The sequence below is a fragment of the Microbispora sp. NPDC088329 genome (genome assembly GCF_040685655.1).
Taxonomy (GTDB): Bacteria; Actinomycetota; Actinomycetes; order Streptosporangiales; family Streptosporangiaceae; genus Microbispora.
The window spans coordinates 434515-452455 of the sequence record NZ_JBFBIP010000004.1 but is presented as its reverse complement, the minus strand read 5'-3'; the positions used below and the strand labels follow the sequence as shown (position 1 = coordinate 452455).

15 protein-coding genes are annotated in these 17941 nt (G+C 72.6%); 6 read left to right on the top strand and 9 right to left on the bottom strand.

The window, feature by feature from the left end; translation table 11 throughout:
- Positions 1 to 113: 113 nt before the first annotated feature.
- Positions 114 to 848, bottom strand: coding sequence for an IclR family transcriptional regulator C-terminal domain-containing protein (locus AB0O28_RS12100; protein WP_363639148.1), 735 nt, complete (start codon positions 846 to 848; stop codon positions 114 to 116).
- A gap of 345 nt (positions 849 to 1193) precedes the next feature.
- Between AB0O28_RS12100 and AB0O28_RS12095 the strand changes: the two genes are divergently transcribed.
- A complete protein-coding gene (locus tag AB0O28_RS12095) occupies positions 1194 to 2402 on the top strand; it encodes a transposase (protein ID WP_363639146.1) in 1209 nt (402 codons plus the stop codon).
- 50 nt (positions 2403 to 2452) lie between these two features.
- Here the strand turns inward: AB0O28_RS12095 and AB0O28_RS12090 are convergent, their stop codons facing one another.
- The 6 genes from AB0O28_RS12090 to AB0O28_RS12065 all read right to left on the bottom strand — a co-directional run bounded on the left by AB0O28_RS12090 (position 2453) and on the right by AB0O28_RS12065 (position 10758).
- The gene (locus AB0O28_RS12090) at positions 2453 to 3898 is read right to left on the bottom strand and encodes an MFS transporter (RefSeq protein ID WP_363639144.1); all 1446 of its coding nucleotides are present in this window, start codon (positions 3896 to 3898) and stop codon (positions 2453 to 2455) included.
- 6 nt (positions 3899 to 3904) lie between these two features.
- Positions 3905 to 5260, bottom strand: coding sequence for a cytochrome P450 (locus AB0O28_RS12085; RefSeq protein ID WP_363639142.1), 1356 nt, complete (start codon positions 5258 to 5260; stop codon positions 3905 to 3907).
- 158 nt (positions 5261 to 5418) lie between these two features.
- Positions 5419 to 6441 carry a polyprenyl synthetase family protein gene (locus tag AB0O28_RS12080; protein ID WP_363639140.1) on the bottom strand — a complete coding sequence of 341 codons (1023 nt, stop codon included), beginning with the start codon at positions 6439 to 6441 and terminating at the stop codon, positions 5419 to 5421.
- Entirely contained in the window at positions 6438 to 8048 is a 1611-nt protein-coding gene (locus AB0O28_RS12075; protein WP_363639138.1) for a cytochrome P450, read from the bottom strand. Before AB0O28_RS12075 ends, AB0O28_RS12080 begins: the two co-directional genes overlap by 4 nt.
- Positions 8045 to 9151 carry a terpene synthase family protein gene (locus AB0O28_RS12070; RefSeq protein ID WP_363639136.1) on the bottom strand — a complete coding sequence of 369 codons (1107 nt, stop codon included), beginning with the start codon at positions 9149 to 9151 and terminating at the stop codon, positions 8045 to 8047. The genes AB0O28_RS12075 and AB0O28_RS12070 overlap by 4 nt, the downstream gene beginning before the upstream one ends.
- Before the next feature lie 368 nt (positions 9152 to 9519).
- Positions 9520 to 10758: a transposase domain-containing protein gene (locus AB0O28_RS12065; RefSeq protein WP_363639134.1), complete on the bottom strand. Its 1239-nt coding sequence runs from the start codon at positions 10756 to 10758 to the stop codon at positions 9520 to 9522.
- A gap of 438 nt (positions 10759 to 11196) precedes the next feature.
- Between AB0O28_RS12065 and AB0O28_RS12060 the strand changes: the two genes are divergently transcribed.
- Positions 11197 to 11742 (top strand): nitroreductase family protein, encoded by a 546-nt coding sequence (locus AB0O28_RS12060; RefSeq protein WP_363639132.1) that lies wholly within the window; start codon positions 11197 to 11199, stop codon positions 11740 to 11742.
- A gap of 115 nt (positions 11743 to 11857) precedes the next feature.
- On the opposite strand, the gene AB0O28_RS12055 is transcribed toward AB0O28_RS12060, so the two are convergent.
- On the bottom strand, positions 11858 to 12364 hold the full coding sequence (locus AB0O28_RS12055) for a flavin reductase family protein (RefSeq protein WP_363639130.1): 507 nt from the start codon (positions 12362 to 12364) through the stop codon (positions 11858 to 11860).
- A gap of 307 nt (positions 12365 to 12671) precedes the next feature.
- Between AB0O28_RS12055 and AB0O28_RS12050 the strand changes: the two genes are divergently transcribed.
- The 4 genes from AB0O28_RS12050 to AB0O28_RS12035 all read left to right on the top strand — a co-directional run bounded on the left by AB0O28_RS12050 (position 12672) and on the right by AB0O28_RS12035 (position 16597).
- Positions 12672 to 13451, top strand: a complete 780-nt coding sequence (locus tag AB0O28_RS12050; RefSeq protein WP_363639128.1) for an ABC transporter permease — start codon at positions 12672 to 12674, stop codon at positions 13449 to 13451.
- A 167-nt stretch (positions 13452 to 13618) separates the two neighbouring features.
- Complete coding sequence (locus tag AB0O28_RS12045) at positions 13619 to 14671, top strand: glycine betaine ABC transporter substrate-binding protein (RefSeq protein WP_363639126.1); 1053 nt, start codon at positions 13619 to 13621, stop codon at positions 14669 to 14671.
- The gene (locus tag AB0O28_RS12040) at positions 14655 to 15518 is read left to right on the top strand and encodes an ABC transporter ATP-binding protein (RefSeq protein WP_363639124.1); all 864 of its coding nucleotides are present in this window, start codon (positions 14655 to 14657) and stop codon (positions 15516 to 15518) included. Before AB0O28_RS12045 ends, AB0O28_RS12040 begins: the two co-directional genes overlap by 17 nt.
- Positions 15518 to 16597: an LLM class flavin-dependent oxidoreductase gene (locus AB0O28_RS12035; RefSeq protein ID WP_363639122.1), complete on the top strand. Its 1080-nt coding sequence runs from the start codon at positions 15518 to 15520 to the stop codon at positions 16595 to 16597. Before AB0O28_RS12040 ends, AB0O28_RS12035 begins: the two co-directional genes overlap by 1 nt.
- 26 nt (positions 16598 to 16623) lie before the next feature.
- Here AB0O28_RS12035 and AB0O28_RS12030 read toward each other — a convergent pair whose 3' ends face one another.
- Complete coding sequence (locus tag AB0O28_RS12030) at positions 16624 to 17907, bottom strand: sulfite oxidase (RefSeq protein WP_363639120.1); 1284 nt, start codon at positions 17905 to 17907, stop codon at positions 16624 to 16626.
- Positions 17908 to 17941 lie beyond the last annotated feature (34 nt).

The following is a 17941-nucleotide window of genomic DNA, read 5'->3' as shown; positions in this document are numbered from 1 at the left end:
GATCGAGGAGGCCCTGCGCATCGCCGAGGAGATGGGCGTCGACGTCGACCTCGACGACGACGAGACCACCGGTCCGGAGGTCGTCGTCCGCTGACGCGACGACCCGGCACCGCCTACCCGGCGGCGCGGGCCTCGGGCCACCGGGCGACGGCCTGCGACGCCGCGTGCCCCACGCGGCGCAGCACCCCGGAGACGGCGGAGACGTCGAGGCCGCCGGCGGGCCCGGCCACCGATATGGCCGCGGCGACGCGTCGTCCCGGTCCCCACACCGGCACGGCGAGGCTGGTGACGCCCGGACGGCAGCCGCCCACCTCCACGGCGATGCCCGTCCTGCGCACCCGGCCGAGGTCCTGCCTGAGCCCGTCGGGCCCGGCCATGAGCGAGCCGTCGGCGAAGGCGAGCAGCACCCTGCCCATCGCCGTGCTGCCGGGAGGGGTGACCGACCCCACCGTGATCGGCAGGTGCACGCCGTGGTGGCCGTGCAGCCGTTCCAGGCACAGGACGCCGCCGTCTCCGGGCACGCCGAGCAGCACCGCGTGGTTCGTCACGCGGTACAGGTCGAGCAGGTACGGCAGCAGCCGGTCGCGCAGCGCGGACGGGCGTATCCCGGACGCCTGGACGGCGAGGTCGCGCATGCGCTCACCGAGCCGGTAACCGTTCAGGTGCCGGTCGGCCAGCCGCAGGTCGGCGAGCAGCCCGAGGATGCGATGGACCGTCGACCGGGGCAGTCCGGTGCGCCGGGCCACCTCGGCGGCGCCGATCCAGCCCTGCGCGGGCAGTGCGCCGAGAATCAGGTACGACTTCTCCACGGCGCCGGACGCGCCGCGGGCGGCCCCCGCGTCCACCATCAGAACCTCGGCAGGGGACCGTCGCCTTCAGGCGATGGGGGAATGCCGTCCCTGATTGGTTTTCTGTCCGGGCTCATGGCGAGTTCCTTTGACTGGTGGATTGGATGGGCGGTGCTTTCATGGTGATCATGTGACTCCTCGGGTGCGCGCCTACCCCGGTGCATATGACCTCGGGCACCGCGTGGTGTGGTGCCCGAAGTACCGCCGTCCCGTTCTGGGCGGCCGGGTGAAGGCCGGCCTTGGGGAGCTGATCGGCGGCCTGTTTCGGCTGACCGGCGATTCCGCGCGTGCTGTCTCCGGGTTTTGTCGGCGCCTTCCAGTAGCGTGGTGATCTGATTACTGAGCGTGGAACGAACGTGGGGGGTGGGTGTGCGCCGGTCGTTCACGTTCCTGCTGCGCCCCACCGGTAAGCAGGCCGCCGCGCTCGCCGCCTGCCTTGAGGATCACCGGGTCCTCTACAACGCCGCCCTTGAGCACCGGCGGACCGCCTACCGAAAGGCGGGCGTAACCGTTCGCTACGGTGACCAGTCCGCGGAGTTGAAGCACATCCGTGCCGATGACCCCGCCGGTCAGGGCCGGTGGTCGTTCTCCTCCCAGCAGGCCACCTTGCGCCGGTTGGACACGGCGTTCCGTGAGTTCTTCGCCCGGGTTCGTCAGGGACGCGTGCCCGGGTTCCCCCGGTTCAAGGGGCGCGGCTGGTTCGACACCGTGACCTGGCCGAAAGACGGGGACGGCTGCCGGTGGAACTCCCAACCCGAGCACCCCACGGCGACGTTCGTCCGCCTTCAGGGCGTCGGGCACGTCCGGGTGCACCGGCACCGCCCCGTCAAGGGCCGGGTGAAGACGATCAGTATCAAGCGGGAGGGTTCCCGCTGGTATGTGATCCTGTCGTGCGAAGACGTGCCCGCGCAGCCGCTGCCCGCGACCGGCTCGGCCGTCGGGATCGACATGGGCGTGGCCTTGCTGGTCACGACCAGTGACGGTGAGCCTTTGGCCAACCCGCGCCCCCTGGCCTCCTCCGCCGGTCGTCTCGCGGCGGCCCAGCGGGCCCTCGCCCGCAAGAAGCGGGGGTGCAAACGACGCCTCAAGGCGGCGGCGCGGGTGGCGGCGCTGCACGCGAAGGTCGGGCGTCAACGTCGTGATACCGCGCACAAGGCGGCGCTGGCCCTGGTCCGGGCATATGACGTGATCGTGCATGAGGACCTGCGGATCGCGAACATGACCCGGTCCGCGTCCGGCACGATCGAGGCTCCAGGGCGGAACGTGGCGGCCAAGTCGGGGCTGAACCGGAGCATCCTGGACGCGGGGTGGGGGGTGTTCCTGCGTGTGCTCGCGGACAAGGCTGAAAGCGCCGGTCGCGAGCTGATCGCAGTCAACCCCGCCAACACCTCCCGCATCTGCTCGCGGTGCGGGCACTGCGCGAAGGACAACCGTCTCACCCAGGCCGAGTTCGCCTGTACGGCGTGCGGGCACACCGCGCACGCCGACGTGAACGCGGCGATCAACATTCTCAGGGCAGGGCTTGCCCTTCGCGACGCTGCCGAAGCGGCGTAGCGAGAAGCCGCTCCCTTCAGGGAGCGGAGGAGTCACGAGCCTCCCACCGCTCATCCGGGGCGGCGCGGCGTGCGTATCAGGACCGCCACCAGCACCAGGGCGACCGCGACGAACACCGTGGCGAACAGGAACGCCGTCCCCATCGCCTGCGCGAGGGCCTGGGCGTGGTCGGCGGTGCGGGCCTGGCGCAGGCTCGTGCCGTACACGGTCACGAGGACGGCGAGGCCGAGCGACCCGCCGATCTGCTGCATGGTCTGCATGATCCCCGAGGCGGCGCCGGCGTCGGCGGGCCCCACACCGGCGAGGATCGTCGCGTTCAGCGGCATCAGGAACGCGCCGATGCCGACGCCGAACATCAGGACCGGCACCAGCAGATGCGGCGTGTACGGCGTGCCGGCGTCCAGGCGCGACAGCCAGAACGCGGCGCCGACGACGAGCAGCAGCCCGGCGACGATGAGCGGCATCGCCCCGGTGCGCGGCAGCAGCCGGGGCGTGAACCGGGCGGTGACGAACGTGCCCAGCGACATCGGCAGGAACGCCAGGCCGGTCGCGAGCGCGCTGAATCCCAGCACGTCCTGCAGGAACTGCGACACGAAGAACAGCACGCTGAACAGGCAGGCCATCGTCAGCAGCACGGTGGCGTAGCCGGTCGCCCGGTTGCGGTCGCGGAACAGCCGCAGCGGCATCGTCGGGTGCGCCACCCGGACCTGCGTCACGAGGAAGACGGCCAGCAGCACGAGCGCGAGGACGAACGCGCCGATCGTCACCGCGTCCTCCCATCCGGTGGCGGCGGCCCGGATGAAGCCGTACACCAGGGCGGCCATGCCGGCCGTCCCGGTCAGCGCGCCCGCCAGGTCGAGCCGCCCGGCGCCGCGCCGCGGCTCGGTGACGAACAGCGGGGTGAGCACCGCCACCGCGACCCCGAACGGGACGTTGACGAACAGCACCCAGCGCCAGGAGGTCCACTCGGTGACCACGCCGCCGAGGATCATGCCGAGCGTCTGTCCCAGCCCGGCGGCGGTCGCGTAGACCGCGAGCGCCCGGTTGCGCGGGGCGCCCTCGTCGAAGTTGGTGATCAGCAGCGACATCGCGCCGGGCGAGGCGAGCGCGGCGCCGACGCCCTGCACGGCCCGGGCCGCGAGCAGCTGCCAGGAGGTGACGGCCATGCCGCCGAGCAGCGAGCTCAGCGTGAACAGCACGACGCCGGCGACGAACACCCGGCGGCGGCCGAACAGGTCGCCAGCCCGGCCGCCGAGCAGCAGCAGGCCGCCGAACGTGAGCATGTACGAGCTGAGCACCCACGACAGGGCCGTCGGCGTGAAGTGGAGACCGGCCTGGATCTTCGGCAGGGCGATCGTCATCACGTTGTTGTCGACGATGATCATCATGTAGCAAGTGACGATCAGCGCGAGGACGACGCCCGGGCGGTGACCGTACCTCGGTGGGGCCTGTGCGGGCGGAGCCCCGGTGGACGAGGTGGTGGACGATGCGGACATAGGACTTCAGTTCTCTCGTGAGCGGGTTCTTTCCCTGACGACCATGGGCAGCCGCCGGGGCTGGAGCATCGGAGACCGGGCCGGGCGGATCGTCTCGCCGGGCGCCGGGTGGAGGCTCCACCGCCGCACGAGCGCGGCCATGAAGATCATCATTTCCTCCCAGGCGAACGGCTCGCCGATGCAGCTCCGGTTGCCGGCCCCGAAGGGCAGGTAGGAGATGCGCGGAACGCGCGCTCCGGCGTCCCCGGCCCAGCGGTCCGGGTCGAACCGATGCGGCTCGGGGTACACGGCCGGGTCGCGCTGGATGGCGTGGACGGAGAACAGCACGTGGCTGCCGGCCGGGACGCGGTGGCCGCCGAGATCGACGTCGTCCACCGACCGCCGGGTGAACAGCCAGGCGGGCGGATAGAGCCGCAGCCCCTCGGTGAGCACCCGGCGCAGGAAGCCGAGCTCGGCCAGCGCGTCGTGGCCGAGCGGCCGGGCGCCGAGGACCTCGCGGACCTCGGCGGCGAGCCTGTCCTGCACGTCCGGGTGGGTGCTGAGCAGGTGGCAGGTCCAGCTGAGCACGTCGCGCGCCGTCTCGACGCCCCCCAGGAACAGCGCCATCGCCTCGTCGTGGATCTGCCGGTCGTTCAGGTGCGGACGGGCCCGCAGCAACATCGCCATCATGTCGGCGTCGCCGGTCCCGGCGTCCGTCCCGCGCGCCTCGTACTCCGCGATGACGCCGGCGAGCGCCTCGTCGAGGCGGCGGCGGGCCCGCTCGAACCGGCGGTTGGCGGGGGTCGGCAGCCGTTCCAGCCAGCCCACCGGGAAGGCGATCCGCCTGGTGACGCCCTTGAGCAGCACGGGAAGCGACTCCTCCACGGCGACGGCGACCGGGTCGCCGAGCCCGGAGGAGAACAGCGCCCGGCAGACCACGGCGACGGCGAAGGCGTGGATCTCCAGGTCGAGGTTCACCGTCTGCCCGTCCCGCCACGCGCCGACGCGCTGATCGGCGGCCTCCCGCATCTGCTCGGCGTACGCGGCGATGCGCCGGTGGTGGAACGCCGGCTGCACGAGCCTGCGGTGGGCCATGTGCTGCGGCTCCCTGGAGTTGAGCAGGCCCTCGCCGAGGAACGGCGCCGACTTCTCGTACGCCACGCCCTTGTCGAGCTTGCGCACGTCCTTGGTGAGGATCTGGTGGGCCAGCGCCGGGTCGTTGACCACGTACGCCCGGACCGGTCCGAGCCCGATCGTCACGACGGGGCCGTGACCGCGCAGCGACTCGAAGAAGCCGCGGGGATCGGTGAGCATCCGGTGGAGGTGGCCGAACAGCGGCGCGCCGCCGGGGGCCGGCCTCACCTCGGGCAGGGTGGCGGTCATCGTCCTCATCTCCTCAGGCGACTGCGGGGGCGGTGCCGTGCGGGCGGGCGCCGGCGGCACACGGGCGGCGCTGCCGCCGATCGGTGGGGGCGGCCGGTGCGGGTGGTCAGTGCGGGTGGTCAGTGCGGGTAGTCAGTGCGGGTGGTCAATGCGGGTGGTCAATGCGTGCGGGCCACGACGAACTCGGCCAGCCCGGCGAGCTCGGCGGCGGCCACGGGATCGACGGTCACGCGGTCGAGGGTCCGCAGGGCGGCGTCCAGGTGTCGCGCCGCGCGCTCCGCCGCGAACGCCCGGCCGCCCGCTTCGCGGATCAGGGCGGCCGCCTCGGCCGGCCGCGGCACCGGCGCGCCGAGCAGGGTGGCCAGCCGGCCGGACCGGTCGGCCGCGAGCGCCGCGACCACCGGGAGCGTCTTCTTGCGCCGGCGCAGGTCGTTGTGGACCGGCTTGCCGGTGACCTCCGGGTCGCCCCAGATGCCGAGCAGGTCGTCGACCGCCTGGAACGCCAGGCCGAGTTCGCGTCCCATGCCGGTCACGGCCGCGACCGTCTCGGATGGGGCCCCGGCGAGCACGGCCCCGAGCCCGGCGGCGCAGCCGAGCAGCGAGCCGGTCTTGCCCGCGGCCATCGCCAGGTATTCGTCCACGCCCACCGCGCCGGGGCCCGACCACGGGCGTCCCTCGAACGCGAGGTCGGCGGCCTGCCCGTTGGCCAGGTCGAGCAGCGCGCGGGACAGCAGGCGCACGGCCGCGGGGCCGGTGCCGGGGGTGGCGTTCGCGAGCGTGTCCATGGCGAGGCCCAGCATCGCGTCGCCGGCCAGCACCGCCGCCCCCACGCCGTACGCCTTCCAGACCGTGTCACGGTGCCGCCGCCGCTCGTCGCCGTCCATCACGTCGTCGTGCACGAGGGAGAAACCGTGGACCAGCTCGACCGCCACCGCCCCGGGGACCGCGGCCTCGGCCGGGGCGCCGAGGGCCTGCGCGGTGAGCAGCGCGAGCGCCTGGCGCATGCCCTTGCCACCGTCGCCGGGAACGGCGTTGCCCGCGGCGTCCGTCCAGCCGAAGGCGTAGGCGGTCATCCGCCCGGCCCACGGGTCCAGCCGTCCGACGGCCTCCCGCAGCGCCGGCAGCACAAGGGCGCGGCAGCGGCCGAGCGTGCCGACCGCGCTGTCCTCGGAGACCGTCACAGCGCCCCCACTCTGCTCCGGGCGCGGCGCACCGGCGTCATCAGCAGCCTCCCGGTGCCGAGCGACGCCTTCGGCACCGCGATCTGCGGTTTGCTGCCGCCCGCCGGGCGCAGCCGCCAGCGGGAGGCGATCGCCGCGAGCGTCAGGGTGGTCTCCGCCTTGCCGAAGCCGTCGCCGATGCACTTGCGGCTGCCCGCGCTGAACGGGACCATCGCGCCGCGCGGCACGTGCCCGGCCCGCTCCGGCAGCCAGCGGTCCGGGTCGAACCGGTCCGGGTCCTCGAACACCGCCGGGTTGCGGCCCAGGGCGTACGGGCTGTACATGACCGTCGTGCCCGCGCTCAGCCGCCTGCCCGCCAGCTCCGTCTCCTCGGTGGTGACGCGGGTCAGCAGCCAGGCCGGGGGATACATGCGGAGGGTCTCGTTGAGCACCCGCCAGGTGAGGTCGAGCCGGGGCAGGTCGTCGAACGACGGCGGGCGGCCGCCGAGCACCTCGTCCACCTCCGCGTGCAGGCGCTCCTCGATCTCCGGGTGACGCGCCAGCAGGTGGAGGACCCAGGCCATGGTGTTGCCCGTCGTCTCCGTGCCGCCGATGAGCAGGGTCATGACCTGGTCGTAGACCTCCGCGTCGGACAGCCCCTCACCGGTGCGCTCGTCGCGGGCGTTGACGAGGATCGACAGCAGGTCGCCGCGGTCGGTCCCGGCCCGGCGGGCGTCCTCGATGGTCTCCGCGATGACCGCGTGCATGCGGGCGCGCACCCGCTCGAACCGGCGGTTGCCCGGGGTGGGGATGCGCTCCTGCCAGCCGAGCGGCGCCACCATGCGCTTGTAGACGCCGCGCATGATGATCGGCATGCAGTACGCGACCTCGGGGACGGCCCGCTCGCCCACCGTGGTGGCGAACATGGTCCGCGCGGTGATGCGCAGGGTGAGCGCGTGCATGGCGTCGCTCACGTCGAACGGCTCGCCCTCCCGCCACGCGCCGACGACCTCGTCGATCTCCTCGGCCATCAGGGCGACGTAGCCGGGCATCCGGCTGTGGTGGAAGGCCGGCTGGAGCATTCTGCGCTGCACCCGGTGGTCCTCCCATTCGGAGGCGACCAGGCCGTTGCCCACGAGCAGCCGGGCCTTCTCGAAGAGCGGGCCGCCCTTGTCGAACGTCCGCGACCGCTGCAGCATCCACATCACGACGTCCGGATGGCAGGCGAGGTACGCCTTGCGGGGGCCGAGCCGTACCTCCGCCAGGTCGCCGCGCGGCGGCAGCGCGGCGAGGAACTCCAGCGGCCGGCGCCACAGGTGGACGGCGTGCCCGAGGACCGGGAGCGCGCCCGGCGCCACGACGAACCGGTAGGACGGCGTGGCCGGCGCACGCCGGGCGGAGGTGACCGGGCACGCCTCGCCGGGGCTCCCTGCGGCCGGAACCGGCTCGGGCCCGGCGGACGGCTCAATCCCGACAGAACGCTCGGGCCCGGCGGACGGCTCAATCCCGACAGAACGCTCGGGCCCGGCGGACGGCTCAGTCGCGGCGGAGAGCCCGGGCCCGGCGGAGGTGACCGGGCAGCCCTGGCGGGGGCTCTCGGCGGACGGGCGCGGCTCGGGGACGGTCACGCGGCGCCCCCTTCCACGCCGTACGGCTCCTGGCGGAACCTCGTCACGGGCGCGTGCAGGTCGACCCAGCCCGAGGTGCTGCCGTCCCAGACCGAGCCGTCACCGAAGTATCGCGGGGTGAGGTACTCGAACTCCTGGCTGCCGCCGATCATGTGGTCGAGGGCGCGCAGGTAGGCCCGCACGTCCGCCCGCTCGCCGAGCGGCCCCTCCAGCACGGCGTCGCGGGCCGCGATGTACGCCTTCTCGTGGTCTTCGGCCAGCTCGCACAGCCGGTCGACGGCCTGTTGGAGACAGAGGCCCTCCCGCTCGGTCAGGACCCGGACCACCGTCATCTTGTCGTCCTGCGCGTGCTCCTTCCGCCACGACAGCAGGTCGTTGATTATGATCATCTGGCGCCGGCAGTGCAGGTGGACCTCGGCGAGCCGCGGGATCAGGTCGCTCATGTCGACGCCCGCGCCGTACTCGGTCATCAGCTCGATGAAGTCGCAGCCGAAGCTGTCCATCCGCACGGCCAGGCAGGTCTCGTAGTCGGGCACCTCGTCGGCCAGCTTCGCCCGGATCTCGGTGGCGCAGCCGCGCAGGAACGCGTCGAGGCTCGCGGCGAACCGCCGCACCTGTCCCTCGCCGAGCCCGGGGCTGATCCGCCGCCACAGGTCCTTGCCCGCCCTGACGTACGGGTCGTCGCCGGGCGCGCCGGTGTCGCCGTTGAAGTCGGCCAGGATGGCCGCGAACGCCTCCCTGGCCCTGCCGTCGCTCGCGCCGAGGGCGGAGCGGTCGGAGACGAAGCTGTCGATGACGGTGACGTACTGGTACCAGTCGGCGATGTCCCTGGCCCGCTGCTCGGTGGCGTACGGCACGGTCAGCGGTCCGTACAGCCCGTTGCGCTGCCGCAGGAAGAACAGCAGGTGCTCCTCGCCGGCGAAGCACTCGCCAAGCATGGTCCGCACCCAGCCGTTCGAGGCGAACTCGATCTGGGCGGCGTTGGGGTGGTAGGCGAACGGCAGCAGCCGCGGCAGCTCGGGGAGGAAGAACTCGGTCGGGCTCGCCGTCGCGGGCGAGCCTGCCTCCGGCGGAGGCGATTGCGCGTGGAGAACGTGGCCCATGGCTACTCCCGGGATTTGTCATTCGGGCACGCCGCTGACGCCCGTTGCCGGGCGGGAAGGCATACGTGAACCGGCCGATCGTCAGGCGCGAACAAAAAACGGATGCATTCAGGGCGTCACTCTAAATGCGCCCTTCCCGCCATGTCAACATTACCTACTTGCTTAGTAGGTTGCTGCGGAAAACGGCTGTTCAGCGCGTTATGAGTCGCCGGGGAGCCACTTAGCCTACGTCCATCAGCACGATCGGACAAAGAGGAGGAACTGCCCGATACAGGGAGATATCTCCGGTCGACTCACCCGCTCTTGGAGCCGGAACCTACCGAGTCACGAGTCAAGCTAAGCAGGAATTCGGGCCGGAGAACCGTCGGCTATGCCGTGGAAACGCCGTCCGGAATAGACCGGGAAAAGCGGCCGAGGACGCGTATCCCGGGCTCCGGCGGCACGTTCACGGCAGGCCCAGCCGCCTCCGCGACGGCCCGGGAAACGAGCCCGCCGATCGCGCGGTGCGCGAGCAGGTAACCGTAAATCTCCTGCCGCACCATGTCGGGGCTGTGCGAGCGCAGCATCCGGCCCGGGCCGCGCAGCATGCCGTTGAGCTCGTCGCGCCCGGAGCGGCGCACGCCCCACTCGTGGTGTGCCCGGGCGAGCGTCGCCGCGGGCGCCGCGCCGGGGTCGGTGATGGTGGTGGCCAGGGTCACGCGCTCGCCGCCGGGCGTCTCGTACTCCAGGACGCGCACGAGCGCGGCGCCCGCCTCGCCCGGGTCTCCGGCCGGCAGGCGGCCCGCCGACGCGGCCCGCACCAGCGCGTCACGGGTCTCACCGCCGAGGTCCGGGTCGGCCAGCACGGCGGTGGCGGACCCGTCGGCGCAGGCGGCCACGACCGGAAGCGGAAACCCGGCGGGGACGCGCCACAGCAGTTGCGCGCCCGTCCGGGCCGCGCCGCACCAGTCGGGCCAGCCGAAGAAGTCCGTTCCCGCGATGAGCAGCCAGTCGCCGCCGAGCCGCGGATGGAGCCTGCGGGCCAGGGTCCGCAGGCTCTCCCCTTGGCCGCCGATCTCCGCGGCGACGACGGTGCGCGAGGCGGACTCGGTCACCGTCACGAGGCGGATCCGGGGTAACGCGGAGACCTCGCCGTTCAGCACGCCGTAGCCGAACTCCGCGACGTTCTCCTTGGAATCGGGAGCGTCCCAGTCGGCCGCGTCGAGCCCGGTGATCCGCCACGGGCCGAGGAAGGCGCCGGGGACGCCCGGGTCCGCGACGGGCACCGCCACCCGCGTGAACAGCTCGCGCAGCGGCTCGTGGCCCAGCCGCCTGCGTGCCTGGGTGATGCCGCCGGAGGTGGGCCGCTCACGCCGCGGATCCCAGCAGCCCCAGGAGGAGAAGGTGTCGACGAGGCGTCCGGCGACGTCCTCGTAGTCGCCGTCGGGGAACAACGCCATCCCCATCGCGAAGTAGACCATGAGGTACGGCGGCAGCTTGCCGTCGGACCTCCGGGCCTGCCGCCCCGTCTCCAGCAGCGCCCGGTCGACGGCCTCCCGGGGGATGGACGCCGCCACGACCCCGATCGACAGCCAGTCCGGGAGCCGCCCGTCCACGTCACGCCTCATATGCGGACTGTAGAACACGGCGCGCGGGCCCTCACTCCCGCCGGCGCCTTCCGGCCGCCCTGTTGAGCGACCGCTGTTCGCTGACTCCTCCGCTCCCTGAAGGGAGCGGCGAGAAAGGCGCCGGCACAACCCGGACGGAGGGAAACGGGGAATCACCGAGCAGCCGAAGCAGGCCGCGGATCAGCTCCTCACGGCGGGCCTTCACCCGGCCACCCAGAACGGGACGCGGTACTTTCGGACACCACACCACGTGGTACCCGAGGTGATACGCCGCACCGGGGCAGGCGCGCACCCGAGAAGTCACACGATGACCATGAGAGCACCGCCCATCTCATCAACCGGTGAAAGGAACTCCCGATGAGCCCGGAGACAAAGCCAGCCAGGGACGGCATTCCCCCGTCGCCTGCCGAGGTTCCGCTGGAGTGCATGAATTCAGGCGTGAACGCCCCACGACTCACATCGGCGCTCCAGGGGCGTTTCAGTCCGCTGCGCTTCGATCCGGATCATCGGCTGTCCGGCCCGGACGTCGAAGCCCTGCTGGAGGCGGCCCGATGGGCTCCGTCCGCCGGCAACGCCCAGCCCTGGTCGTTCCATCTGCGCCGCCGAGGGGAGGAAGGACACGATCGGCTCGTCGCGCACCTCGCCGGCAGCTCGCGCCGATGGGCGCCGGATGCCAGCGCGCTGGTCGTCAACCTGGCCCGCCGCGAAGTCGACGACGGCCTGCTGTACTCCGAGTTCGCCGACTACGACCTCGGCCAGGCGGTGGCCCATATGACCGTGCAGGCCCACGCGATGAGCCTGGCGTGCAGGCAGTTTCGCGCCTTCGATCTCGAGGGGCTGCACAACCGACTCGGCGTTCTGCCCGGTTGGCACATTCTCACGATGACGGCCATCGGAGTTCCGCTCCGGGGCGACACGGCACCCCCCGCACGCGAGCGCCGGAGCATCGTGGACCTGCGCACCGCGGGAGTGTCATCTCCATGAAACGCGGCGGCGGCACTCGAGCGCCGGTGATCAGGCCGCCGCGGGTGGCCGGGGATCGGCGCGCGCCGGGGAAGGGAGGCGGGGCCCCCTGCGTCGCCGGGGCGGAACGCCACCGTCAGGGATGGGCGATGAAACGGCCGAACCGGCCCTGGTGATACAGCAGAGGGCGATCCGGGCCGCGTACGTCGGCCTGGGCGACCAGGCCCACGACGAGGATGTGGTCGCCCACCTCGACGGTCTCGTGCGGCAGGCAGATCAGATGCGCGGCCACGTCCTCGAGCAGCGGCGCTCCGAGGTGCCCGGGACGCCACCGGGTGGGCTCGGCGAACCGGTCGATGCCCTTGCGGGCGAACCTGGCGGCGAGTTCGGCCTGCTCGCTGGCCAGCACGTTCACGGCGAAGTGGTCCGCCGAGCGCAGCGAAGGCCAGGTGGTGGACGCCTGGTCCACATAGAAGGAGACGAGGGGCGGGTCCAGGCTGACCGAGGAGAACGAGGTGGCGGTCAGCCCGACGGGTACGCCGTCGCTCTGCGCGGTGATCACGACGACGCCCGCCGCGTGCACCGCGAGGGCACGCTTGAAGCCGTCGGCGTCCAGAGAGGGGGCGGGCAGAGTCTCCGTCATGGAAACCTCCGTGTTGGTCACAGCTGGCTGAGGGGTCGGTCCGGCGATCGGGAGGACCTCGACATGCGCGCCCGGTCCGGGACCGAGCGCCGGCGACGCGGTCGCAGTTCACGTCGGGGTGCCGGGTCAGTTGCACCCCCTGGCTCATACCGCGACGCTACGACCCGTTCGGACGGAAGTCAACATTCCCTACTAGGTTTACATAGATAGCTCTGTTCGACAGCGGCGTCCCGGTTTGCGTGGAAGGTCGGAAGCCTCTAGATTCCCCACTAATTGAGTCTGTTTACCCGGTTTTGAAGGTCGGTCGATGATGCGTGCTGTCGGGCTCCGGGCAGGAGGAGTGCTCCTGCTGGCCGCGATCTGGTGGGCGGTCGCCGCGGCCCGCGTCTGGCCCGAGGTCTTCGTCCCCTCACCCGGCGCGGTGTGGCGGCAGCTGTGGCTCACCTCCTCGGCCCATGACGGCCAGCGAGGGTACAGCGGCTACCTGCTCTACGAGCACCTGCTGGTCAGCCTGCGCCGCATCGGGCTCGGCAGCCTGTACGGCGTGGCCGGCGGCATCGCCGTGGGCCTGCTCATCGGCCTGGTGCCGACGGTCCGGGCGCTGCTCGGGCCGCTGGTCACCTTCGTGCGGACGCTCCCTCCGCTGGCGTACTTCAGCCTCCTGATCATCTGGTTCGGCATCGACGAACTGCCGAAGATCTGGCTGCTGCTCATCGCCGCGATGCCCCCCGTCGCTGTGGCGACCGCGGAGGCGGTGCGCGGTGTGCACGAGGACTATCTGCACGCGGCCCGCTCTCTGGGCGCCAAGCGGTGGCAACTGCCGTACCGCATCGTGCTGCCCTCCGCACTGCCCGAAGTGATCACCGGTGTCCGGGTCGCCGTGGGCGTCGCCTACACGACCGTGGTGGCCGCCGAGACCGTCAACGGCGTGCCGGGCATCGGCGGCATGATCCGCGACGCCCAGCGCTACAACCAGACCGACGTGGTGGTCCTCGGGCTGCTCGTCATCGGCGCGTCCGGCCTGCTCATCGACACCCTCCTGCAACTCCTCGAGCGCACGCTCGTGCCCTGGCGCGGCAGAGCCTGAGAAGGCTCCCGGGCGACACAGAGCCTGAGAAGGCTCCCGGGCGACACAGAGCCTGAGAAGGCTCCCGGACAACACAGAGCCTGAGAAGGGTCCCGGACAACACAAAGCCTGAGAAGGATCCCGGGCAGAGCAGAGCCCGGGGAAGCCCCCCGAAGAAAGACACCGCAATGAGACACCGACTCGTCCCGGCGCTGCTGCTCGTCCTCGGCCTCGCCGCCTGTGCCCCCTCGACGGGTGCGGGCACCGGCGCAGGACAGGCCGCCGCGCCCGCCCGCAACGCCGACGGCTCGCCCAAGGAGATCCGCATCGGCTACCAGCTCATCCCCAACGGCGACCTCATCGTCAAGGACCAGCGGTGGCTGGAGACCGCACTGCCGGACACCACGATCACCTGGACCAAGTTCGACTCCGGCGGCGACGTGAACACCGCGATGGTGGCGGGCGGCATCGACATCGGGCTCGCCGGCAGCGCCCCCGTCACGCGAGGCCTGTCCGCGCCGCTGAACATCCCCTACAAGGTGCCGTGGATCTTCGACGTTATCGGCGAGAACGAGGCGCTGGTGGCCAGGCAGGCCACCTCGATCGCCGGCCTGAAGGGCAAGAAGATCGCCACCCCCTTCTCCTCCACCTCCCACTACAGCCTGCTCGCGGCGCTGCAGCAGGCCGGGCTGAAGGAGTCCGACGTCACCGTCGTCGACCTGGAGCCACAGGACATCCAGGCCGCCTGGACGCGCGGCGACATCGACGCGGCGTACGTGTGGACGCCGGTGCTCGGCGAGCTGCGCAAGACCGGCACGGTGCTGATCACCAGCAAGGACCTGGCCGCCAAGGGCAAACTGACCGCCGACCTGGCGGTGGTGCGCAGCGAGTTCGCCACGGCCTTCCCCGGCGCCCTGCGGACCTGGCTGGTCCAGCAGGACCGGGCGGTCAAGCTGGTGCGCTCCGACGGGCAGGCGGCCGCCGCCGCGGTGGGCCGCCAGCTCAACATCACCCCCGCGGAGGCCGCCGAGCAGATCGGCGAACTCGTCCTGCTGGACGGCGGGCAGCAGGCGGGCGCCGACTATCTGGGCACGCCGGACCGGCCGGGAACGCTCGCGGAGAACCTGCGCAGCACCGCCGAGTTCCTGAAGGCGCAGAACAAGCTGCCCTCCGTCCCCGAACTCTCGGTGTTCCAGGCGGGCCTGGCCACGAAGGAACTGCGCGATGCCTTCCCCGGATGAGGCGCTCACCGTCCGGACCGCCGCGGTGCGGCTCACCGGCGTCAGCCTGACGTACGGCACGCGCGGCGGCGGCCCCTTCCGTCGCCGGGGAGAGCAGGTCGAGGCGTTGCGCGATCTCGACCTTGACGTCGGCCCCGGCGAGTTCGTGACGATAGTGGGGCCGTCCGGGTGCGGCAAGAGCACGCTGCTCCGGCTCGTCGGCGGCTTCGCCTTTCCCAGCACCGGGCGGATCGCCGTCTCGGGATCGACGGTGAACGGTCCCGGGCCGGACCGGGGCGTGGTGTTCCAGCAACCGAGGCTGTTCCCCTGGCTCAACGTCCGGCGCAACGTCGAATTCGGGCTGCGCATGGGCGGGATGCCCGCACCGCGGCGGCGCGAGCGCGCCATGGAGCTCCTCGACCTCGTCGGGCTCGCCGACGCCGCCGCACGCCGCCCGTACGAACTGTCGGGTGGCATGCAGCAGCGCGCCGCGATCGCCCGCGCGCTGGCGCCCGACCCGGCGATCCTGCTGATGGACGAACCGTTCGCGGCCCTGGACGCGCTGACCCGCGAGCGTCTGCAGGAGGAGATCCGCCGCATCTGGCGGGCCACCGGCAAGACCGTGCTGTTCGTCACGCACGGCGTCGACGAGGCCGTCTACCTGGGCACACGGGTGATCGTGCTCAGCCGCCGGCCGGGCCGGATCGTCCTCGACCACCCCTCGGGCCTGCCGTTCGCCGCCGATCCCCGCACCGATCCCGCCTTTCCCGCGCTGCGCGAGACCATCGCCACGGCCGTACGCCGGTCCGCGTCCGGCCCGGCGCCCGATCCAGCGCCCGATCCCCGTACCGATTCCGAGGTGACCTGATGCGCTTCCACTGGTTCCTGCCGACCACGGGCGACGGCCACGACGTCCGCTCCGCCATCACGACCACCGACAGCTTCCGTCCGGCCGCGCGTCCCGCCACCCTCGCATACCTGGCGCAGGTGGCCGGGGCCGCCGAGCAGGCCGGGTTCGAGGCCGCGCTCACTCCCGTCGGCGCGGGCTGCCCCGACCCGTGGATCGTCTGCGCCGCCCTGACCCAGCACACCGAGCGGCTCAAGACGCTGGTCGCCTTCCGCACCGGGTACACCCTGCCCACTCTGCTGGCCCAGCAGGCTCAGGCGTTCCAGGACATCTCCGGCGGGCGACTGCTGCTGAACGTGGTCACCGGCGGCGACCCGGTCGAGCAGCGCGCGTACGGCGACTTCCTCGACCACGACGCCCGCTACGCCAGAACCGGCGAGTTCCTTCAGGTGCTGCGCCGCGCCTGGGCGGGCGCGCCCTTCGACCACCACGGCGAGCACTACCGCGTCGAGGCGGGCGGGCTCACCGAGCCGCTCGCTCCGGCCCCGGACGTCTACTTCGGCGGCGCGTCCCCCGCCGCCGAACGCGTCGCCGCCCGTCACGCCGACGTCGCGCTCATGTGGGGGGAACCGCCGCGGGCCGTCGCGGCGCGGATCGACCGGCTGCGCGCCCTCGCGGCGTCGGCGGGCAGGGAGTTGCGCTACGGCCTGCGCGTCCACGTCATCGCCCGCGACACCGGCGCCGCCGCCTGGGCCGAGGCGGAGCGCCTGCTCGCCGGCATGGACCCCGCCCGCATCGCCGAGGCCCAGCGGCGTTTCGCCCGGTACGACTCGGTGGGGCAGCGCCGCATGGTCGACCTCCACCGCGGCGACACGCGTGACCTGGAGATCCACCCGGGCCTCTGGGCCGGTGTCGGCCTGGTGCGCGAGGGCGCGGGAACCGCCCTCGTCGGGTCCTACGACGAGGTCGCCGCGCTGCTGCGCGAGTACGCGGCGCTGGGCGTGAAGGAGTTCATCCTCTCCGGCTGGCCCCATCTGGAGGAGGCGTACCGCGTCGGCGAGTACGTCCTCCCCCGCCTCCGGCCCGTCGTGGCGGCCTGACGCCCGGGCGGCGGCCCACCCCGGAGTCAGGTCACGACGACGGGGTGGCGCACCACCGCGTCGAAGGCGTAGCCGAGGGCGTTGTACGCCGCACGATCGGGCTGTGAGGCGCCCGTCTCGTCGGCGGCGCGCACGAGCAACCTGAGGTTCCCCGCCCCGTGCGGGGTCCAGGGGAACATCCAGCGGACCCAGCCGCGCGGGTCCCGGTCGTCGCGCAGCCGCGCCGGCCGCCAGGACACGCCCTCGTCGTCGCTGACCTCGACCCGGACCACCCGTCCGCCGCCCGACCACGAACGGCCGCGCAGCAGGTGTTCACGCCCCGCCTCCAACCGGGCCGGCCAGGGCAGTTCGAACGCGCTTTTCACCCCCACCCGGGTCAGCGGCGGGCCGCCCCCGGGCGGGTGACCGGGGCCGTGCATCCGGTACAGCCGCGTGCTCCACGGCGACTCCAGCGGCTCCGCCGACACCTCGACGTCCCCCAGCCACTTGATGGAGGCGGCACCCACCCACCCCGGCACCACCAGCCGCGCCGGATGACCGTGATCGGGCGGCAGCGGCCGCCCGTTCATCTCGTAGGCCACCAGCACGTCGTCCAGCGCCTTGTCCACCGGAAGCGGACGGCGCACCCTTCCCAGGTTCTCCCCCGCCTCGACGTAGTCGGCGTCCAGGCCCCGCGGCATCAGCGCGACCGCCCCGTCGCTCATGCCCGCCCTCTCCAGGAGCGTCGCGAGCCGTACGCCCCGCCACCGGGCGACCCCGACCGCGCCCAGGCGCCAGGGGGTGCCCGACACCTGCTGGTTCTGCTGCTCGCCGTACAGGCGGCGTCCGTTGCCGGCGCACTCGATGAACGCCGTCACCTCCTCGGCGGGCATGCCGAGCAGGTCGCGGTAGGTGAACGCGACCGGCCCCCGGCGCAGGCCGTCGCCCCAGAACGTGAGCCGCCAGGAAGCCGCGTCGATCAGCGGCGTCGCGGTGTGGTTGCGGACGAAGAAGAGGTGGTCAGGCGTCAGGTAGTCCACCTCGCGCAGCGCCTCCCAGCGGGTCTCCGCGTTGGTGCCGTGCACGGCGAACAGGCGGGGCGGCAGGGGCTTGCGGACGCCGGACCGGTGGGACGGCCCGGGAGAGCGGGACTGGCCGGGCGGCGCGGGCGAGGCCAGCCGGGCGGGCGGCACGGGTGGCACGGGCAGCGCGGGTGGCAGCTGTGGCACCGGCGGCGTGGGTGGCATTAGGGGCGCGGGCGGCGTTCCCCCTCCGGCGACCGCCTCGCGCGTCCCCGGATCGTCCTTCGTGGTCGTGAACCGTGGGTCCATGCCTCCCGCTCCTTCGGTGCGTCACGCCCGTCCG